Here is a 14,716-nt window from a genome sequence, read left to right as displayed (position 1 = left end):
CTGCGTTCGCCGGTCCTTGAACAAGAACAAGTACAAAGGAGATTCGCATGTATATCACTCAAGGCCTGCACCGCCATCTACAGGCCAGGCCCCATGCGACCGCGATTCGCTATCTGGGCCGCGGCATTACCTACGCCGAATTCGGCGACCGCGTTGCCCGACTTGCCGGGGCGTTGAAGAAACTGGGGGTGAACAGCGGTGACCGGGTGGCGATGCTCTCGAGCAACTCGCTGCGTTACATCGAGTACTACCAGGCCGTGCCGTGGGCCGATGCCGTGGTCAATCCGGTGAACTACCGCTGGAGTGCCGCCGAGATCATTTATTCGCTGGACGACTCGCAGACCAGCGTATTGCTGGTGGACGACAATTACAAAGATTTGGCCCAGCGCATCGTGGCTGAGTCGAAGACTGTGCGCGTGCTGATCTATGCCGGTGATGGTGACGCGCCCGAAGGCACGCTGTCCTACGAGCAATTGATTGCCGACAACGAACCGGTGGAAGACGCCCGTCGTGGCGGCGATGCCCTGCTCGGTATCTTCTATACCGGGGGTACCACCGGCTTTCCGAAAGGGGTGATGCTCAGCCACAACAATGTCGCCTTCTCTTCGTTGGCGTCGCAGCAGCTTGGGCGTTGCACTGCTAGCACCCGCTTTCTGCACTCGATGCCGATGTTTCATCTGGCAGATTTTGCCGCGATGGTGTCGTTGTTCAGCAGTGGTGGTACCCACGTGGTGTTGCCGGCGTTCTCACCGCAGGCGGTGCTGGAGGCCATCCACAATGAAAAAATCGATGAGATTCTCCTTGCCCCGACCATGATCCAGATGTTGCTGGATTGGCGGGAGGCCACCCCCGTTGCCCAGGACTATGACCTCAGTTCGCTGGCGCGTGTGGGCTATGGTGCTTCGCCCATCCCCCCAGCGTTGCTGGAACGTGCTTGCACGATGTTCCCCAAAGCCGGATTTGTCCAGGGTTATGGCATGACCGAGCTGGCGCCGGTGGCCACTTGCCTGACAGCGGAGTACCACACGCCAGAGCACCACATAAGCGGCAAGATGTACTCGGCCGGCAAGCCTTATGCCTGCGTTGAAGTGCGCATCGTCGATGGGCAGGATCGCGAGGTACCTCGCGGCACCGTGGGCGAAATCGTAGTACGCGGGCCGAATGTCATGCTCGGCTACTGGAACAAGCCTGAGGCCACCGCCGAAGCCCTGCGTGGCGGCTGGATGCACACGGGGGATGGCGGCTACATGGACGAGGACGGCTTCCTCTACGTCTGCGACCGTCTCAAGGACATGATCGTCAGCGGCGGTGAGAACGTGTATTCCGCTGAAGTCGAGACCGCCATCGCCAGCCATCCGGCGGTGGCTATAAGTGCAGTCATCGGCATCCCCAGTGATCGCTGGGGCGAAACGGTGCATGCGGTGGTGATCCTCAAGCCCGGGCACGTCGCGTGTGCCGACGGGATCGTCGCCCACTGCCGTGAGCGCATCGCCGGCTACAAAGTACCGCGCAGCGTCGAGTTCCGCGATGCCTTACCCCTGTCCAACGTGGGCAAAGTGCTCAAGACCGAGCTACGCAAACCGTTCTGGGAGGGACGCCGGCGCGGCATTTCCTGACCGGCCACGGGCGGCCTGGCCGCCCGTCACACCCTGATTGACGACGCAGTCGGTGCCTCCGGCAGGGAGCCCTGTTGCCCGGCGTGAACACCCAACTCTTGCGGAGCTCGACCCATGAGCTATTTCGTATCACGTAGCGGCTTACCGCTGCAGCTGCTTGCCCTGTCTATCGCCGCCGCCAGCAGCGTCCCGGCCCATGCTGCCAAGTTTCAGATTGGCGAACTTGAAGGGCAGTTCGATTCCTCGTTGTCTATCGGCTCGAGCTGGGCCGTGCGCGGCGCGGACCCGGACTTTATCTCCAACTTCAACTCGCAGAACGCGCGCGGCAATTCGTCCTCACGCACCAGCGACGACGGCCGCCTGAACTTCAAGAAGGGCGAAACCTTCTCGAAGATCTTCAAGGGTATCCATGACCTTGAGCTCAAGTACGCCGACAGCGGCCTCTTTCTGCGCGGTAAATACTGGTATGACTTCGAGCTGAAGGATGAACACCGCGCCTTCTACGATATCGACGACAGCGGCAGGCAACGCGAGGCGAAGGCCTCCGGCGCGCAGTTCCTCGATGCCTTCATCTACCACAACTATCAACTGGCCGATTTGCCGGGCAACATCCGCCTGGGTAAACAGGTGGTCAGCTGGGGCGAGAGCACCTTCATCGGCAACTCGATCAACAGCATCAACCCAGTGGATGTGGCGGCGCTGCGCCGGCCGGGGTCGGAGGTCAAGGAAGGACTGGTCCCGGTGAACATGTTCTATGTCTCGCAAGGGCTGTCGGAAAACCTCAACCTGGAATCCTTCTATCAGATCGAATGGAAACCCTCGGTACTGGATAACTGCGGTACCTTCTTCGGCAATGATGTGACCCCGGAAGGCTGCACTGACCGCGCCCAGATTGCCGGCCTGGACCTGGCTCCCGGGATTGCCAACAACACTGGCAACAATCTACAAACTATTCTCGGCTCCAGTGTCAACGCTGGCGGCACGCTCATCGCCAACCCGTTCAGCGGCAGTGACGATGCCTATGTACCGCGGACCAAAACCAAGGATGCTCGCGACAGCGGCCAGTACGGCTTTGCCCTGCGCTGGTTTGTGCCGGAACTGAGCGATACCGAGTTCAGTGTCTACTACCTCAACTATCACAGCCGCAACCCCAACCTGGACTTCACCCGCGCCACCACCACCGCGCCGACCGGGGCTGGCCTCGGGGCCACGGCCGGTTCGCTCAATGCGGTGCGCTCGGCCAGCTACCACGTGGTTTACCCCGAAGATATCCGCCTTTATGGCCTGAGCTTCTCCACCAACCTGCAGGGCACGGCGATTGGCGGCGAAGTCAGTTATCGGCCGAACATGCCGCTGCAGCTCAACGGTGCCGACCTCAACCTGGCCGCTGTGGGCAATCCGACCTCACCGTTGTTCGTCTCTGGCTGGGCACCGAACAGCGCCGGCACGGCGTTGCAGGGCTACAAGCGCATGCCGGTGTTGCAGGCGCAGCTCAGCGCCACGCAGTTCTTCGATCAGGTCCTGGCTGCCAGCCGCCTGACCCTGGTAGGGGAGGTGGGCTACAACCGCATCAATGGCCTGGGTGATAGCGATGGCAGCGACCTGCGCTTCGGCCGCAGCACCATTTTTGGCGCAGGTCAGCTGGCCACCGATGCTGGCCGGGCAACCTGCGCCGGGACACTCAACCCGGTACCGGGGCAACCGGCGAACGTGTTGCAGCCGAGCAACCCGCAGCAGGAGTGCAACAGCCATGGCTTTTACACCACTGACTCCTGGGGTTACCGCCTGCGTGCGCGCCTGGATTATCCGAACGTGATCGCTGGCATCAACCTGGCGCCGAATCTGGCCTGGTCCCATGACGTGGACGGCAACGGCCCGAACTTCGAGGAAGGCCTGAAGGCCGTGAGCGTCGGCCTGGATGCTGACTTCATGAGCAGCTACACCGCCAGCCTCAGTTACACGGACTTCTTTGGCGGGCATTTCAACACCAACGGTGACCGCGACTACGTTGCGCTCAGTTTTGGCTGGAACTTCTGACGGCAAACAGCAGAGGAACGACAAATGAAACACGTACTGATCCGTACCGGCGCGTTAGCGCTGACCTTGCTGGCGACCAGCGTACTGGCCGCCGTTTCTCCCCAGGAAGCTGAGCAACTGGGTACCACCTTGACGCCGTTGGGTGGCGAAAAGGCCGGCAATGCCGATGGGAGCATTCCGGCCTGGACCGGCGGGCTCAAACCGGGGGCTGCGCCAGTAGACGCCAACGGTTTCCTCAGTAACCCGTTCAAAGACGAAAAGCCCCTGTTCGTCATCACGGCAGCGACTGCCGAGCAGTACAAAGACAAACTATCGGCTGGGCAGTTGGCACTGTTCAAGCGCTATGCCACTACCTACCGCATCCCGGTGTACCCGAGTCATCGTACCGCCTGGGCGCCTCAGGCCGTCTACGACGCGGCGCGCAAGAGCGCAGTCACCACCGAGAGCCTGAACGGTGGCAACGACCTGAAGAACTTCGAGCAATCGCGGGTGTATGCCTTCCCGATTCCGAAAACCGGCATCGAGGTGGTGTGGAATCACATGACCCGCTATCGCGGCACCAACTTCACCCGTAAACACGTCCAGGTCGTGCCCCAGGTCAATGGTGCGTTCACGCCGGTGGAAATGACGGATGACGCAGGTTTCCCGCAATACATGGCCGATGCTGATGCCAAGAGCACCAGCAATATTCTCTTCTACTACAAACAGGCGGTGACCGCGCCCTCGCGCCTGGCCGGTTCGGTGACGCTGGTGCATGAGACTGTTGATCAGGTCAAAGAACCGCGGATGGCCTGGTCCTACAACGCGGGCCAGCGCCGTGTACGTCGTGCGCCACAAGTCGCCTATGACGGGCCGGGAACCGCTGCCGACGGCTTGCGTACCGCCGACAACGGCGACATGTACAACGGTGCGCCAGACCGCTACGAGTGGAAGCTGATCGGCAAGAAGGAAATGTACATTCCTTACAACGAGTACCAGCTGCAATCGCCGTCGCTCAAGTATGCCGACATCGTCAAACCCGGCCACATCAACCCCGACTACACCCGCTACGAGCTACACCGGGTCTGGGAAGTGGTCGCCACGCTGCGCCCTGGCCAGCGCCATATCTATGCCAAGCGTCACATGTACTTCGACGAGGACACCTGGGCGCTGGTAGGCGTTGACCACTACGACAGCCGTGGCCAGCTGTGGCGGGTTGCCGAGGGGCATAACTACAACGACTACGTGCACGGCATCAATACCTGGTCCGCTGTGACCCTTTATGACCTGGTTGCGGGCCGCTACCTGGCAATGAATCTGGTCAATGAAACCCGGCACGCCATCACGTACGACCAGCCCCTGACATTGAACGACTTCACCCCGGCTGCCTTGCGCAATGCCGGTGTGCGCTAACCCACCCTATAGGAGTACAACGATGTCTCAGAAACCTTACGTCGCCGGTGTTGGCATGATTCCCTTCGTCAAGCCAGGCACCAGCGGCACCTTCATCGAAATGGGCGCCCAGGCCACCCGCCTGGCGCTGCAGGACGCCGGGCTGGATTACGCGCTGGTGCAACAGGCTTACGTCGGTTATGTCTATGGCGACTCCACCTGCGGTCAGGCGGCGCTCTATGAAGTCGGGATGTCCGGCATCCCGGTGCTCAACGTCAACAACAACTGCGCCACCGGTTCCAGTGCACTGTTCCTGGCCCGCCAGGCGGTGGAGAGTGGGGCTGTGGAATGCGCCCTGGCGCTGGGCTTCGAACAGATGCAGCCTGGTGCCCTGAAAGGCCACTGGGACGACCGCCCACGGGCCACCACACACATGACTCAAGGCGTGATCGATGAGCTCACCGCCGATGTCGCCGGCATTCCTGGTGCATTGCAGATGTTCGGCGGTGCCGGTCGTGAACATATGCAAAAGTACGGAACGAAGATGGAGACCTTTGCCGCCATCCGCGCAAAGGCAAGCAGGCATGCCGCCAACAATCCCCTGGCCATGTTCCGCAAAGTGCTTACCACCGAAGATGTAATGAACGATCAGGTGATCTGGCCAGGCGTGATGACCCGCCTGATGGCCTGCCCGCCGACCTGTGGTGCCGCAGCGGCGATTATCTGCAGCGAAGCATTCGCCCGTCGGCATGGCCTGCGCACAGATGTGGTAATCCTCGCGCAGGCGATGAGCACCGATCGCCCGGTGGCGCATGAAGCCCGCTCGATGATCGAAGTCGTCGGTTTCGACATGGCCCAGCGCGCCGCCAAGTCGGTTTACGACCAAGCCGGGGTCGACCCGCGAGATATCCGTGTAGCCGAGATGCACGACTGCTTCGCGCATAACGAACTGCTGACGTATGAAGCCCTGGGTTTCTGCGATGTCGGTACCGCCGAACGCTTTGTGCTCGATGGTGATAACAGTTACGGAGGCCAGGTGGTTACCAACCCTTCAGGTGGCCTGCTTTCCAAAGGTCACCCATTGGGCGCTACGGGGCTCGCCCAGTGCTATGAACTGACCCGGCAACTGCGAGGCACTGCGGCTGCAACCCAGGTGGAAGGGGTGAACCTAGCGCTGCAACACAACCTCGGACTGGGTGGCGCTTGTGTGGTCACGCTGTACGGGCGAGCCTGATGTATTAGTGTAGGCGTTCGTTGAGCAAAGCGGTGTTGCGCTTGTGCAAGTAGAAGCTCGGGATGCTCTCGGGCTTGTACTTGCGCAAGCGACTGGCCAGGGTCATCAGCCAGGTTGAGGTGAGGGCGATCAACTCGCCAGCGAAGAGTTGTACCGGATCTACAAAGTGCCTTATAAAGCGCTTCCAGCGCTCTGGCGTCGTGTTCCATGTGGACGACAATATATTCGATGTGCACAGCCAGCTCTGGTGTTCTCAACTCAAACAGCAGGGCTGCAGAACTTCAAGGTGACCTTTCATCTTTTCGAACTCCAGGCGGATACTTCTTAAAAGAGGCAATAGCCACGGTACACCGGTAATTTCCGAGGGGTCGTAGCCACGGCCGAACTCGCTGCCACCGACACCGAACTGTTCCACTGAAAGGAGCGCCTAACCAAAGGATATCTGTGCTGTGACGGCCAGATACAGGTTCAAACCGTCCATCAAACCGCTCAGGTCCTGCAAGCGCTGGGCATCGACCTGCAACTTGGTAAAGTCCGTTTCGCCGCCTTCGCGTGACGGGTTCTGCCGGCTTTCGTTGCTGGCGCCCAGGTGCACGGCCCGTAACTGTCCTTTAGCTGCCAAGTTAAACAGCCAGCTTAGGCAGCAGAAGTCGACGGAGCCGCTCTGAACCCAGGGCGCTTATGAAGTCTGGATTTAATAGCTGTTGCCCAAGAATGTCGGCGGAGTGCTTGTGCATTCCCCCGACACTCGCTTTGTAAAACCTTACGCCGGGCTTAGAAATGCCACTCCATATGGAGCGTCGGGGCATGGGTATTAACTCCGGGTTTGTGCATTGCACCGTACTTATGGTGCCACCACTCATACCCAGGGCCGGCCCAGAACGTATTCCTGGTACCAAACACCAGCTGGCCGACATCGACCATCAATGCACCGCGTACCAGGCTTTCCTCTCCGGTGTCGTCGTCGAAGTAATCTTTGCCCTTCGCGGTTTTGTAACTGGCGAACCCATGAAATTTGAGCGGTACTTCGCCCATTTGGAAGGGGTATCCCCACGCCAGGTGCACCACATAGTAGGGGTCGAACTCGATATTCTCGGTTTTACATGCGGGCAAGCCGCAGTGATTCCATTCCATGGAGTACAACAGGCTCAGATCCAGATAACCGGGTACATCGAATTTAAGCGTGGGGCCTACGAGCAGTTGGCGTTTGCGGGTGGAGAAGTCGTTGTTCTTGTAGTTCAGTTCGACACCGCCGGTCAGTGCGATGTCCTTGATCGGGCCATAGCGCAGCGAGCGATCGAACACCTTGCTCAGGAACAGTTGGTGGCGATAGACCATGTACGCTTCGACAGCACCTGAGTCACTGTCTTTCTTTGGATCATTGCTGTCGGACTTCAGCACGTCGAGGTTGAAGAAGTTCATGCCCCATTCATTACCGCTGGAATGGCCGAGCTGGTAGATCTCCTTCTGGATTTTCTTGTCCACTGGCGGCTCGCTGTAATGCTCGCCGTAGCGAAAGCCAACGAAGGTGTCGCTCCATTGTGCGGCGTTGGCGGCAACGGCAGTGCTGCTCAGGGTAAATGCGGTCAGTACCTTGCAAATGCATTCTTGTAATTGTTTTGCGTTCATCTAGGTGCGTTTCCGGTTGCGTGCCGCCGACGCGGGGATTGCGCGTAGGCGGCGTGGGGGAAAGGGCGGTCGAGTGCCGCGCGGGGGTCACTTCATGGTTGGCATGACAAAGTCGGCACCGGTGCGAATACCACTCATCCAGCGCGAGGTGATGGTCTTGAGGCGGGTGTAGAAGCGCACGCCTTCAAGTCCGTGCATGTGGTGATCACCGAACAGCGAGTTCTTCCAGCCGCCGAAGCTGTGGAAGGCCATCGGTACCGGGATCGGCACGTTGATCCCGACCATGCCGACCTGGATCTCGTGCCCGAACATGCGCGCCGAGTCGCCATCACGGGTGAAGATCGCGGTGCCGTTGGCGTACTGATGTGCATTGATCAGGGCCACCGCCTCCTGATAGCTCTGAACCCTTACCACCCCGAGCACAGGGCCAAAAATCTCTTCTTGGTAGATGCGCATGTGAGCGGTAACGTTGTCGAACAGACTGCCGCCGAGGTAGAAACCATTCTCGTAGCCGGGTTGCTGCATGCGAAAATCGCGGCCGTCCACCACCAGTGCCGCCCCTTCCTCAACACCGATATCGACATAGCTGCGCACACGCTCGAGGTGCTCGCGGCTAATCAACGGCCCCATCTCTGCTTGCGGGTCGGTACCCGGGCCGATCTGCAGGGCACGCACGCGCGGTGCGAGGCGCTCGATCAAGGCGTCGGCGGTCGCATCGCCCACAGCGACGGCAATCGATATTGCCATGCAGCGTTCACCGGCGGCGCCATAGGCTGCGCCCATCAGGGCGTCTACGGCCTTGTCGAGGTCGGCGTCAGGCATCACCACCATATGGTTTTTCGCGCCGCCAAGGGCCTGCACGCGCTTGCCGTTGGCGGCGCCAGTGGCATAGATGTACCGGGCGATAGGGGTGGAGCCGACGAAACTGACAGCTTGCACGTCCGGGTGCGCCAGGATGGCCTCGACCGCCTCCTTGTCGCCGTTGACCACGTTGAATACGCCGTCGGGCAAACCGGCCTCGGACAGCAGTTCGGCAAGCAGTAACGCCGCTGACGGATCGCGCTCGGACGGTTTGAGGACGAAGGTGTTACCGCAGGCCAAGGCCACCGGAAACATCCACAAGGCAACCATCGCCGGGAAGTTGAACGGGGTAATCCCGGCGACTACGCCAAGTGCCTGGCGCATGGCGTGAGAGTCAATGTGGCTACCGATATTTTCGGTCACTTCGCCCTTGAGCAGGTGCGGGGCGCCGCAGGCGAACTCCACCACCTCGATGCCCCGCACCACCTCGCCCATGGCATCGGAATGTACCTTGCCATGTTCGGCGCTGATCAACGTCGCGAGTCGCTCGGTATTATTTTCCAGCAGTTCCTTGAAACGGCTCAGTACCCGCGCGCGACGCAATGGTGTGGTAGCCGACCAGGCCGGGAAGGCAGCCTTGGCGGCGGCAATGGCGCGGTTCAGCTCCTCGGCGCTGGCCAGTGCAACCTGGGCGCTCAGTTGGCCGGTGGCAGGGTTGCGCACATCGCTGAAGCGACCACTGCCGCTCTCGCTGCGCTGGCCATTGATGTAATGCTGCAAGGTAATCATGGGTTTTCTCCAGGCGAACAGCCCCGATCCGACAGCTCGAATGTCGGGTGGTGAGGTTGTGATTTAACGGGTGGATGATCAGGAGGTGGCGGATTGCGCCGGTTTCAAGGGTGTTTCTGGCTTATCGAGTGGAACTTCGGCATGCGGCATGAAGCACATGATCAGCATGCCAGCGGCGAAGAATCCGGCGCATACCAGCAGCCCGAGTGCCAGGCTGTAGTGGCTGGCTATGCCGCTGAGCAGCAGTGGCGCGAAGGCAGCGAGGCCGCGGCCGAAGTTGAAGCAGAAGCCGGCACCTAGGGTGCGTATACGCACCGGGTAAAGGGCACTGAAATAGGAGGCGAAAAGGCTGGCAAAGGCATAGAAGAAGGCATACACCGGGCCCAGCCAGAACAGCACCTGGTTGTCAGTGGTCAGTGCGTAAATCGCGAGCATCACTGAGCTGCCCAAAAGCGACAGTAGCGTGGCATTGCGCTTGCCGATGCGATCAGCGAACAGGCCGAAGGCGTTGATACCGATGAAGGCGCCAATGTTCAGGATGCTGTTGCCATCCGCCTTTGGTTGGCCATGGCCGACCCCTCGCCGATCAGTGCTCCTGCCCCCATAAGCTCCAGGATAAACTCCGCGCCGTCTTCCTGAAAAATCTCGACCTGTACTCGTCCGCGAACCACAAAGTAGAACGTCGAACCTGTATCACCTTGACGATAGATCGTAGAGCCTTTGGAGAGCTCTCGCTTCCGCCCTAGGTGCTCTGCCGCCAGGAAGGCCCTGGCGGCTTGTTCATCCATGTACCAAGTTTCTGTGGCAGCCCCAACGCAAGTTCTCATGTGCGGCACCTCTTTGGTGATAAATGCATGACTCGCTGCTCCAAAGCAGTACGTCGTTGAGTCAAAAATTCACAAATGCATTTGTGGATTGCGAAATCCGTACGATCAAAGCAATTTCTGTGCCTGGATCTCCGTGCCAGGCAACTGTGGTTTTTGGAGGCTTTTTCTTTAGGCCGCACCTGCACATTAAGTGAGCGGCTGATTGGCCTGTTATGCAGGATGTTGATGGGCCCTGCGACCTGGGCAAACCCCTGCCTTTGCGCCGAGAGTGCGTCTGGGGAATGAAGGCAGGGGGGGAGTGGGCAGAGTTAGCGAGTTTGAGCACTCAGGCTGGCACTCACAGCCATATAGGATTTATCGCAAGCGCAGCTAACCTAGGCATGCTTCGTATCGCCGTATACAGATCTCACACGCGCTAATCTCTTAGATTCTAAGTCGAGCAGATGCTCGCTGCCCACGGGCATGAACGATTAAATCTGGAGAGATGAGTATGAGCAAAAGTGAACGTCTACGTTTGCCTGAGAATGATCCGACCTTCGGCAGTAACAAGATCTTCGATGTCTTTCAGTATTCGCCCGCGGTGAAGGCTGGCGGGCTGGTATTCATCGCTGGCCAGGTGGGTATCTATTCTGACGGCACCATCCCTGATAGCGCCGAAGAACAGATCGATCTTGCCTTCAAGCGCCTGGGCGCGATCTTGGAACACCAAGGTCTCGGCTTCGAGGATTTGGTTGAGTTGGTGTCGTACCACGTTCGAATTGACGATCAGCTCACACAATTCAGAGAGATCAAGGAGCGTTACATCACGCGAGATTTCCCGGCCTGGACAATTTTGGGTGTGGCCTCGCTGGCTCGTTCGAACCTGCTCATCGAAATCAAAGCTGTGGCCGCCGCTAAATAGCAACCACTCAAGAGAGCACTGGAGATGTCCAAAAGGCCGCGATGTGTCGAAACCTGGTACCTCGACGATAGAGCCATCGGGCCTCTGCTGAGGGCCCTGCATCTCGGAAGACGGCGGATATGCAGGAAGGGTGAGTATCTGTATCGCCAGGGTGAGGTAGATCATTATTTCTACCTCATCCTCCGTGGGCACATCTTGATTTCTTCGGTACGTGAGGACGGCAGTGAGTTCACCCTTGAGATGATGGGGCCTCGCGCCGTCTGCGGGGAAGCTGCAGCTTTCGATGGAAAGCCGTGTTTCACATCTGCCATCGCGCTCGAGGAAGTGGAAGTGGTGATTTTTCGAGCGGACGAAATGAGTGCCGCTTTCGCAGAGCACCCGGACATCGCTGTTGCGTTACTCCGAATCACCGCGATGAAGCAGCGGATAATCGCGGTACGGGCTCAGTATCTCGCCTCGTTGAAGCCGGAAGCGCGAATTACCGAGCTGCTCCATCGCTTAGCCGAGCAGTACGGGCAGCGCGATGGTAATACGAGAGAAATTGGAATTTCTCTCACACACAAGCAAATTGCAGCGTTGACGGGGACTACGCGGGTCACTGTCACGCGGGTTCTCAAACGGCTTCGTGAAAATGGGGAAGTCACCATCCAAGGCCGTTGCATCCTCGTTAAGGACATGGAACAGCTTATGCCGGGAGCACGCAGTCGGTCGCCACACATCACCCAATAAGGGCGTGTGTTGAGCTGCCGGAGTTGTGCTGCTGTCCCGGGGCGGTCGGAGCAACGGGGTTGCTCCACTGCTTCCAGGCCAATGCCCTTGCTTACCCCGAGAAAGATGTCCAGAAATTAGGCTATCCCTGTTTCAACGACGATCGACAGCAGCGAGCCATGCGCAGCGTTCGACTGTGTCAGGGCACGATGCTAGCCGCTGTCTGTTCAATGCCTCTCGAGGTCTATGCCAAGAGCTATTTCGAGACCATATACTCGACCTCGGAGGGAGATGGCTTGATGCTCTACTGCGTTCAGATGGATCTGTTCGCCGACCCAGCGATGACGATTTGATCCTGACAGCCCAAGAGGCTGATGATCTGCGGGCACTTGTAATAGAGTTACAGGCAGCGGGTAAGCATCCTAGGCTCAGTGGCGTGTTCAAACGATCCTGGAAGAAACCTGGAGCAATGATGAACCGTGGCCAACACTCTCATCAGGATCGAAGCCTGGGCTGGATTGATCTGATGCCATTTTCAGCGGGCGGATCGCTCGAATGTTCTTAGCAGTCAAGGCACTGGAAAGTAGGGCTGCGTTTGCTGGGCCTGCGAGGCCTGGGGTTCGTGAGGCTTGCGAGCAGTGATGGAATGGATGCCGTTTTCCAAGCCTGGCACACCCCCGTCGCATTCCAGGCCTTCAATTTCTGAGCGAAGGTCGTGGATAAGGTCTGCCGCACTCTTGGATTAGGGTGAGAGTCAGCAGAGTCAAGGGGCTCAGCTCAAGCCGTTGGCTCACTTGTTCGAGCTTGTCCAGCGTGAGGCTTGATCGAGCGCCTTCCAATTTGGACAGGAACGTCCGACTCGTATCACCAAAGTCGCGCTGCGAGAGGTTGCGCTTGCAGCGAAGCGCCCGAAGGACAATGGCGAATGATGATTTCAGTGACATGATTGGCTCCTTCGAATATGCCTTTAACCAGTGATCTTTATGATGCAACCGCCGCTCCCCCAGAGCTACGCGACTAACTAGGCAAGGTTGCTGGAGGATGCGCGTCACTACGTCGGAGTACTGTTGATGCATACTGTCTACCTCGTAATGGGGGAGGAGTTGACGGCCTCCCGCGAGAAAATTGCCACATTGGTCTTGATGTGGACGGGCATGAAGAGTGAGCTTCGGCAAGCTGAGGCGGAGCTGAGTGAGGCACGGCGGCAACTTGATGTGAGCTGCACAGCACGATCGTAATCCTCTCACCCTTGCTGCCATCCTGTAATGGCTTTATGACTTCACTCCGGTTACGCTCATTCGCTGCAGGGAAGAGGCGCATTGAGCTAAAGCCGTTTAGGCACCGCACGGCAAATCGTTGCAGGGCGATGTAATACCTACCTCGTGCTTCTCCGCTCTATGCATTCGACTCAAAACGAGGAAGGAACCCATGTCGTTTAGCGACTATCTGAAAGGCCCAGCCCATCGACAGCGGGCTGAAGCTCTTGAAGCACAGCTTGCGGAGCTTCAGGTAAAGCATTCGCAGCTGCAGGAACTAGTTACTAAGATCGGCGCCATGGACGTAGTCAATATCCAGCAGCTGATTGCGCAAGAGCAAGCCAGGCTCTCGGGTGTACGCGAGGAGACCCAATGTGCTCAAAGGGAATTGGCTGCCCTCGCACTGCGCTCCACTGATCTGCAGGGTCAGATACTCGTCTGGGAAGAGACGTTGCTCCTGGAAAGCTTTGCCCTCTACGAGCCTAAGTTCAAGCTAACCAGCAGCCAGGAGTACAAGGCTCGACTGGATCACGTCCGTGATCGTCAGAAAGTCCTGATCAAGAATGGGCAGGCGGCCACCGGCAACATGAACTGGACGGTGAACAACAGCCAGGCCCAAGGCCGTAAGCTGGTCAACGACATGATCAAGCTGGTGATTCGCTCGTTCAACAACGAAGCTGATGCCTGCGTGGCTAACGTGAAATTTGACAACGTCGAGCTCGGCGAGAAGCGAATCCTCAAATCATTTGAAGCTTGCAATCGGCTTGGCAAGATCATGAGCGTAGAGATATCTGGCATCTACCTCGATCTCAAGCTTGATGAGCTTCACCTTGCTCATGAATTCCAGATCAAGAAGCAAGAAGAAAAGGAAGAGGCAAAACGGGCCCGGGAAGAGCTGCGAGAGCAGCAGAAGCTCGAGCAAGAGATTCGCGCGGCGCGGGAGAAAATCGCCAAGGAGCGGAAGCACTTCACGACTGCTATGCGTGATCTTCAGACTCGCCTTGAGCAGGTGCAATCTGATGAGGAGCGTACAGCGCTGCTGGTGAAGCTGGCCGAAGTTGAGGCTGGCCGAGCCGAGCTGGAGAGCGAAGAAAAGCTCATTGATTACCGCGAGCAGAACGCCAAAGCCGGGTATGTGTATGTGATCTCGAACCTGGGGGCTTTCGGAGAGGGCATCTACAAGATTGGCATGACTCGCCGCTTGGAACCCATGGATCGAGTAGACGAGCTGGGTGATGCATCGGTGCCATTCTGGTTCGACGTGCATGCAATGGTGTTCTCGAACAATGCTCCCGCGTTGGAAGCAAAGCTCCACGATCACTTCGCTTCTGGTCGCCTCAACAAGGTCAACGGGCGCAAAGAATTCTTCCGCGCTGACATTGCTGAGATCGAGAGAATCATTCGGGAAAATTATGATGCTGTCGTAGAGGTCACCCATGAGGCGCCGGCAGAGCAGTACCGTGAAAGCCTTCGTATGGAATTGCCTAAGACGGCTATTCAGCAAGAAGAGCGCGTGGCCGCGCACGGCTAACGAGACAGGGACGGGA

The 14,716-nt window shown here is 58.5% G+C and carries 14 protein-coding genes; 7 read left to right on the top strand and 7 right to left on the bottom strand.

The window, feature by feature from the left end; genetic code table 11:
- Positions 1–47: 47 nt before the first annotated feature.
- From ACP6KB_RS13225 to ACP6KB_RS13210, 4 genes are all read left to right on the top strand, one after another.
- Positions 48–1,616, top strand: coding sequence for a long-chain-fatty-acid--CoA ligase (locus ACP6KB_RS13225; protein ID WP_442114169.1), 1,569 nt, complete (start codon positions 48–50; stop codon positions 1,614–1,616).
- A 114-nt stretch (positions 1,617–1,730) separates the two neighbouring features.
- Positions 1,731–3,653 carry a DUF1302 domain-containing protein gene (locus ACP6KB_RS13220; protein ID WP_442114168.1) on the top strand — a complete coding sequence of 641 codons (1,923 nt, stop codon included), beginning with the start codon at positions 1,731–1,733 and terminating at the stop codon, positions 3,651–3,653.
- Between the two features lie 24 nt (positions 3,654–3,677).
- Positions 3,678–5,045, top strand: coding sequence for a DUF1329 domain-containing protein (locus ACP6KB_RS13215; protein ID WP_442114167.1), 1,368 nt, complete (start codon positions 3,678–3,680; stop codon positions 5,043–5,045).
- A gap of 22 nt (positions 5,046–5,067) precedes the next feature.
- Entirely contained in the window at positions 5,068–6,258 is a 1,191-nt protein-coding gene (locus ACP6KB_RS13210; RefSeq protein WP_442114166.1) for a lipid-transfer protein, read from the top strand.
- A gap of 4 nt (positions 6,259–6,262) precedes the next feature.
- Here ACP6KB_RS13210 and ACP6KB_RS13205 read toward each other — a convergent pair whose 3' ends face one another.
- From ACP6KB_RS13205 to ACP6KB_RS13175, 7 genes are all read right to left on the bottom strand, one after another.
- Complete coding sequence (locus ACP6KB_RS13205; protein WP_442114165.1) at positions 6,263–6,391, bottom strand: hypothetical protein; 129 nt, start codon at positions 6,389–6,391, stop codon at positions 6,263–6,265.
- A 120-nt stretch (positions 6,392–6,511) separates the two neighbouring features.
- Entirely contained in the window at positions 6,512–6,673 is a 162-nt protein-coding gene (locus ACP6KB_RS13200) for a hypothetical protein (protein ID WP_442114164.1), read from the bottom strand.
- A gap of 12 nt (positions 6,674–6,685) precedes the next feature.
- Positions 6,686–6,880 (bottom strand): hypothetical protein, encoded by a 195-nt coding sequence (locus ACP6KB_RS13195; protein WP_442114163.1) that lies wholly within the window; start codon positions 6,878–6,880, stop codon positions 6,686–6,688.
- A gap of 152 nt (positions 6,881–7,032) precedes the next feature.
- Positions 7,033–7,887 carry a hypothetical protein gene (locus ACP6KB_RS13190; RefSeq protein ID WP_442114162.1) on the bottom strand — a complete coding sequence of 285 codons (855 nt, stop codon included), beginning with the start codon at positions 7,885–7,887 and terminating at the stop codon, positions 7,033–7,035.
- An 87-nt stretch (positions 7,888–7,974) separates the two neighbouring features.
- Positions 7,975–9,477 carry a CoA-acylating methylmalonate-semialdehyde dehydrogenase gene (locus ACP6KB_RS13185; RefSeq protein WP_442114161.1) on the bottom strand — a complete coding sequence of 501 codons (1,503 nt, stop codon included), beginning with the start codon at positions 9,475–9,477 and terminating at the stop codon, positions 7,975–7,977.
- Between the two features lie 78 nt (positions 9,478–9,555).
- Positions 9,556–9,960, bottom strand: coding sequence for a hypothetical protein (locus tag ACP6KB_RS13180; protein WP_442114301.1), 405 nt, complete (start codon positions 9,958–9,960; stop codon positions 9,556–9,558).
- A 50-nt stretch (positions 9,961–10,010) separates the two neighbouring features.
- Positions 10,011–10,265, bottom strand: coding sequence for a cyclic nucleotide-binding domain-containing protein (locus ACP6KB_RS13175; protein ID WP_442114160.1), 255 nt, complete (start codon positions 10,263–10,265; stop codon positions 10,011–10,013).
- A 529-nt stretch (positions 10,266–10,794) separates the two neighbouring features.
- Here ACP6KB_RS13175 and ACP6KB_RS13170 point away from each other — a divergent pair.
- From ACP6KB_RS13170 to ACP6KB_RS13160, 3 genes are all read left to right on the top strand, one after another.
- A complete protein-coding gene (locus tag ACP6KB_RS13170) occupies positions 10,795–11,205 on the top strand; it encodes a RidA family protein (protein WP_442114159.1) in 411 nt (136 codons plus the stop codon).
- 24 nt (positions 11,206–11,229) lie between these two features.
- On the top strand, positions 11,230–11,934 hold the full coding sequence (locus ACP6KB_RS13165) for a Crp/Fnr family transcriptional regulator (RefSeq protein WP_442114158.1): 705 nt from the start codon (positions 11,230–11,232) through the stop codon (positions 11,932–11,934).
- 1,407 nt (positions 11,935–13,341) lie between these two features.
- Positions 13,342–14,700: a DUF4041 domain-containing protein gene (locus ACP6KB_RS13160; RefSeq protein WP_442114157.1), complete on the top strand. Its 1,359-nt coding sequence runs from the start codon at positions 13,342–13,344 to the stop codon at positions 14,698–14,700.
- Positions 14,701–14,716: the final 16 nt, after the last annotated feature.

This window comes from Pseudomonas sp. NUPR-001 (assembly GCF_052147955.1).
GTDB lineage: Bacteria > Pseudomonadota > Gammaproteobacteria > Pseudomonadales > Pseudomonadaceae > Aquipseudomonas.
This window is presented reverse-complemented; position numbering and strand designations above follow the sequence as displayed.

Coding starts and splice junctions, on each gene's coding strand:
- ACP6KB_RS13165 (WP_442114158.1), top strand. CDS start 11,230: ATGTCCAAAAGGCCGCGATGTGTCGAAACCTGGTACCTCGACGATAGA.
- ACP6KB_RS13215 (WP_442114167.1), top strand. CDS start 3,678: ATGAAACACGTACTGATCCGTACCGGCGCGTTAGCGCTGACCTTGCTG.
- ACP6KB_RS13210 (WP_442114166.1), top strand. CDS start 5,068: ATGTCTCAGAAACCTTACGTCGCCGGTGTTGGCATGATTCCCTTCGTC.
- ACP6KB_RS13225 (WP_442114169.1), top strand. CDS start 48: ATGTATATCACTCAAGGCCTGCACCGCCATCTACAGGCCAGGCCCCAT.
- ACP6KB_RS13160 (WP_442114157.1), top strand. CDS start 13,342: ATGTCGTTTAGCGACTATCTGAAAGGCCCAGCCCATCGACAGCGGGCT.
- ACP6KB_RS13175 (WP_442114160.1), bottom strand. CDS start 10,265: ATGGATGAACAAGCCGCCAGGGCCTTCCTGGCGGCAGAGCACCTAGGG.
- ACP6KB_RS13185 (WP_442114161.1), bottom strand. CDS start 9,477: ATGATTACCTTGCAGCATTACATCAATGGCCAGCGCAGCGAGAGCGGC.
- ACP6KB_RS13170 (WP_442114159.1), top strand. CDS start 10,795: ATGAGCAAAAGTGAACGTCTACGTTTGCCTGAGAATGATCCGACCTTC.
- ACP6KB_RS13220 (WP_442114168.1), top strand. CDS start 1,731: ATGAGCTATTTCGTATCACGTAGCGGCTTACCGCTGCAGCTGCTTGCC.
- ACP6KB_RS13190 (WP_442114162.1), bottom strand. CDS start 7,887: ATGAACGCAAAACAATTACAAGAATGCATTTGCAAGGTACTGACCGCA.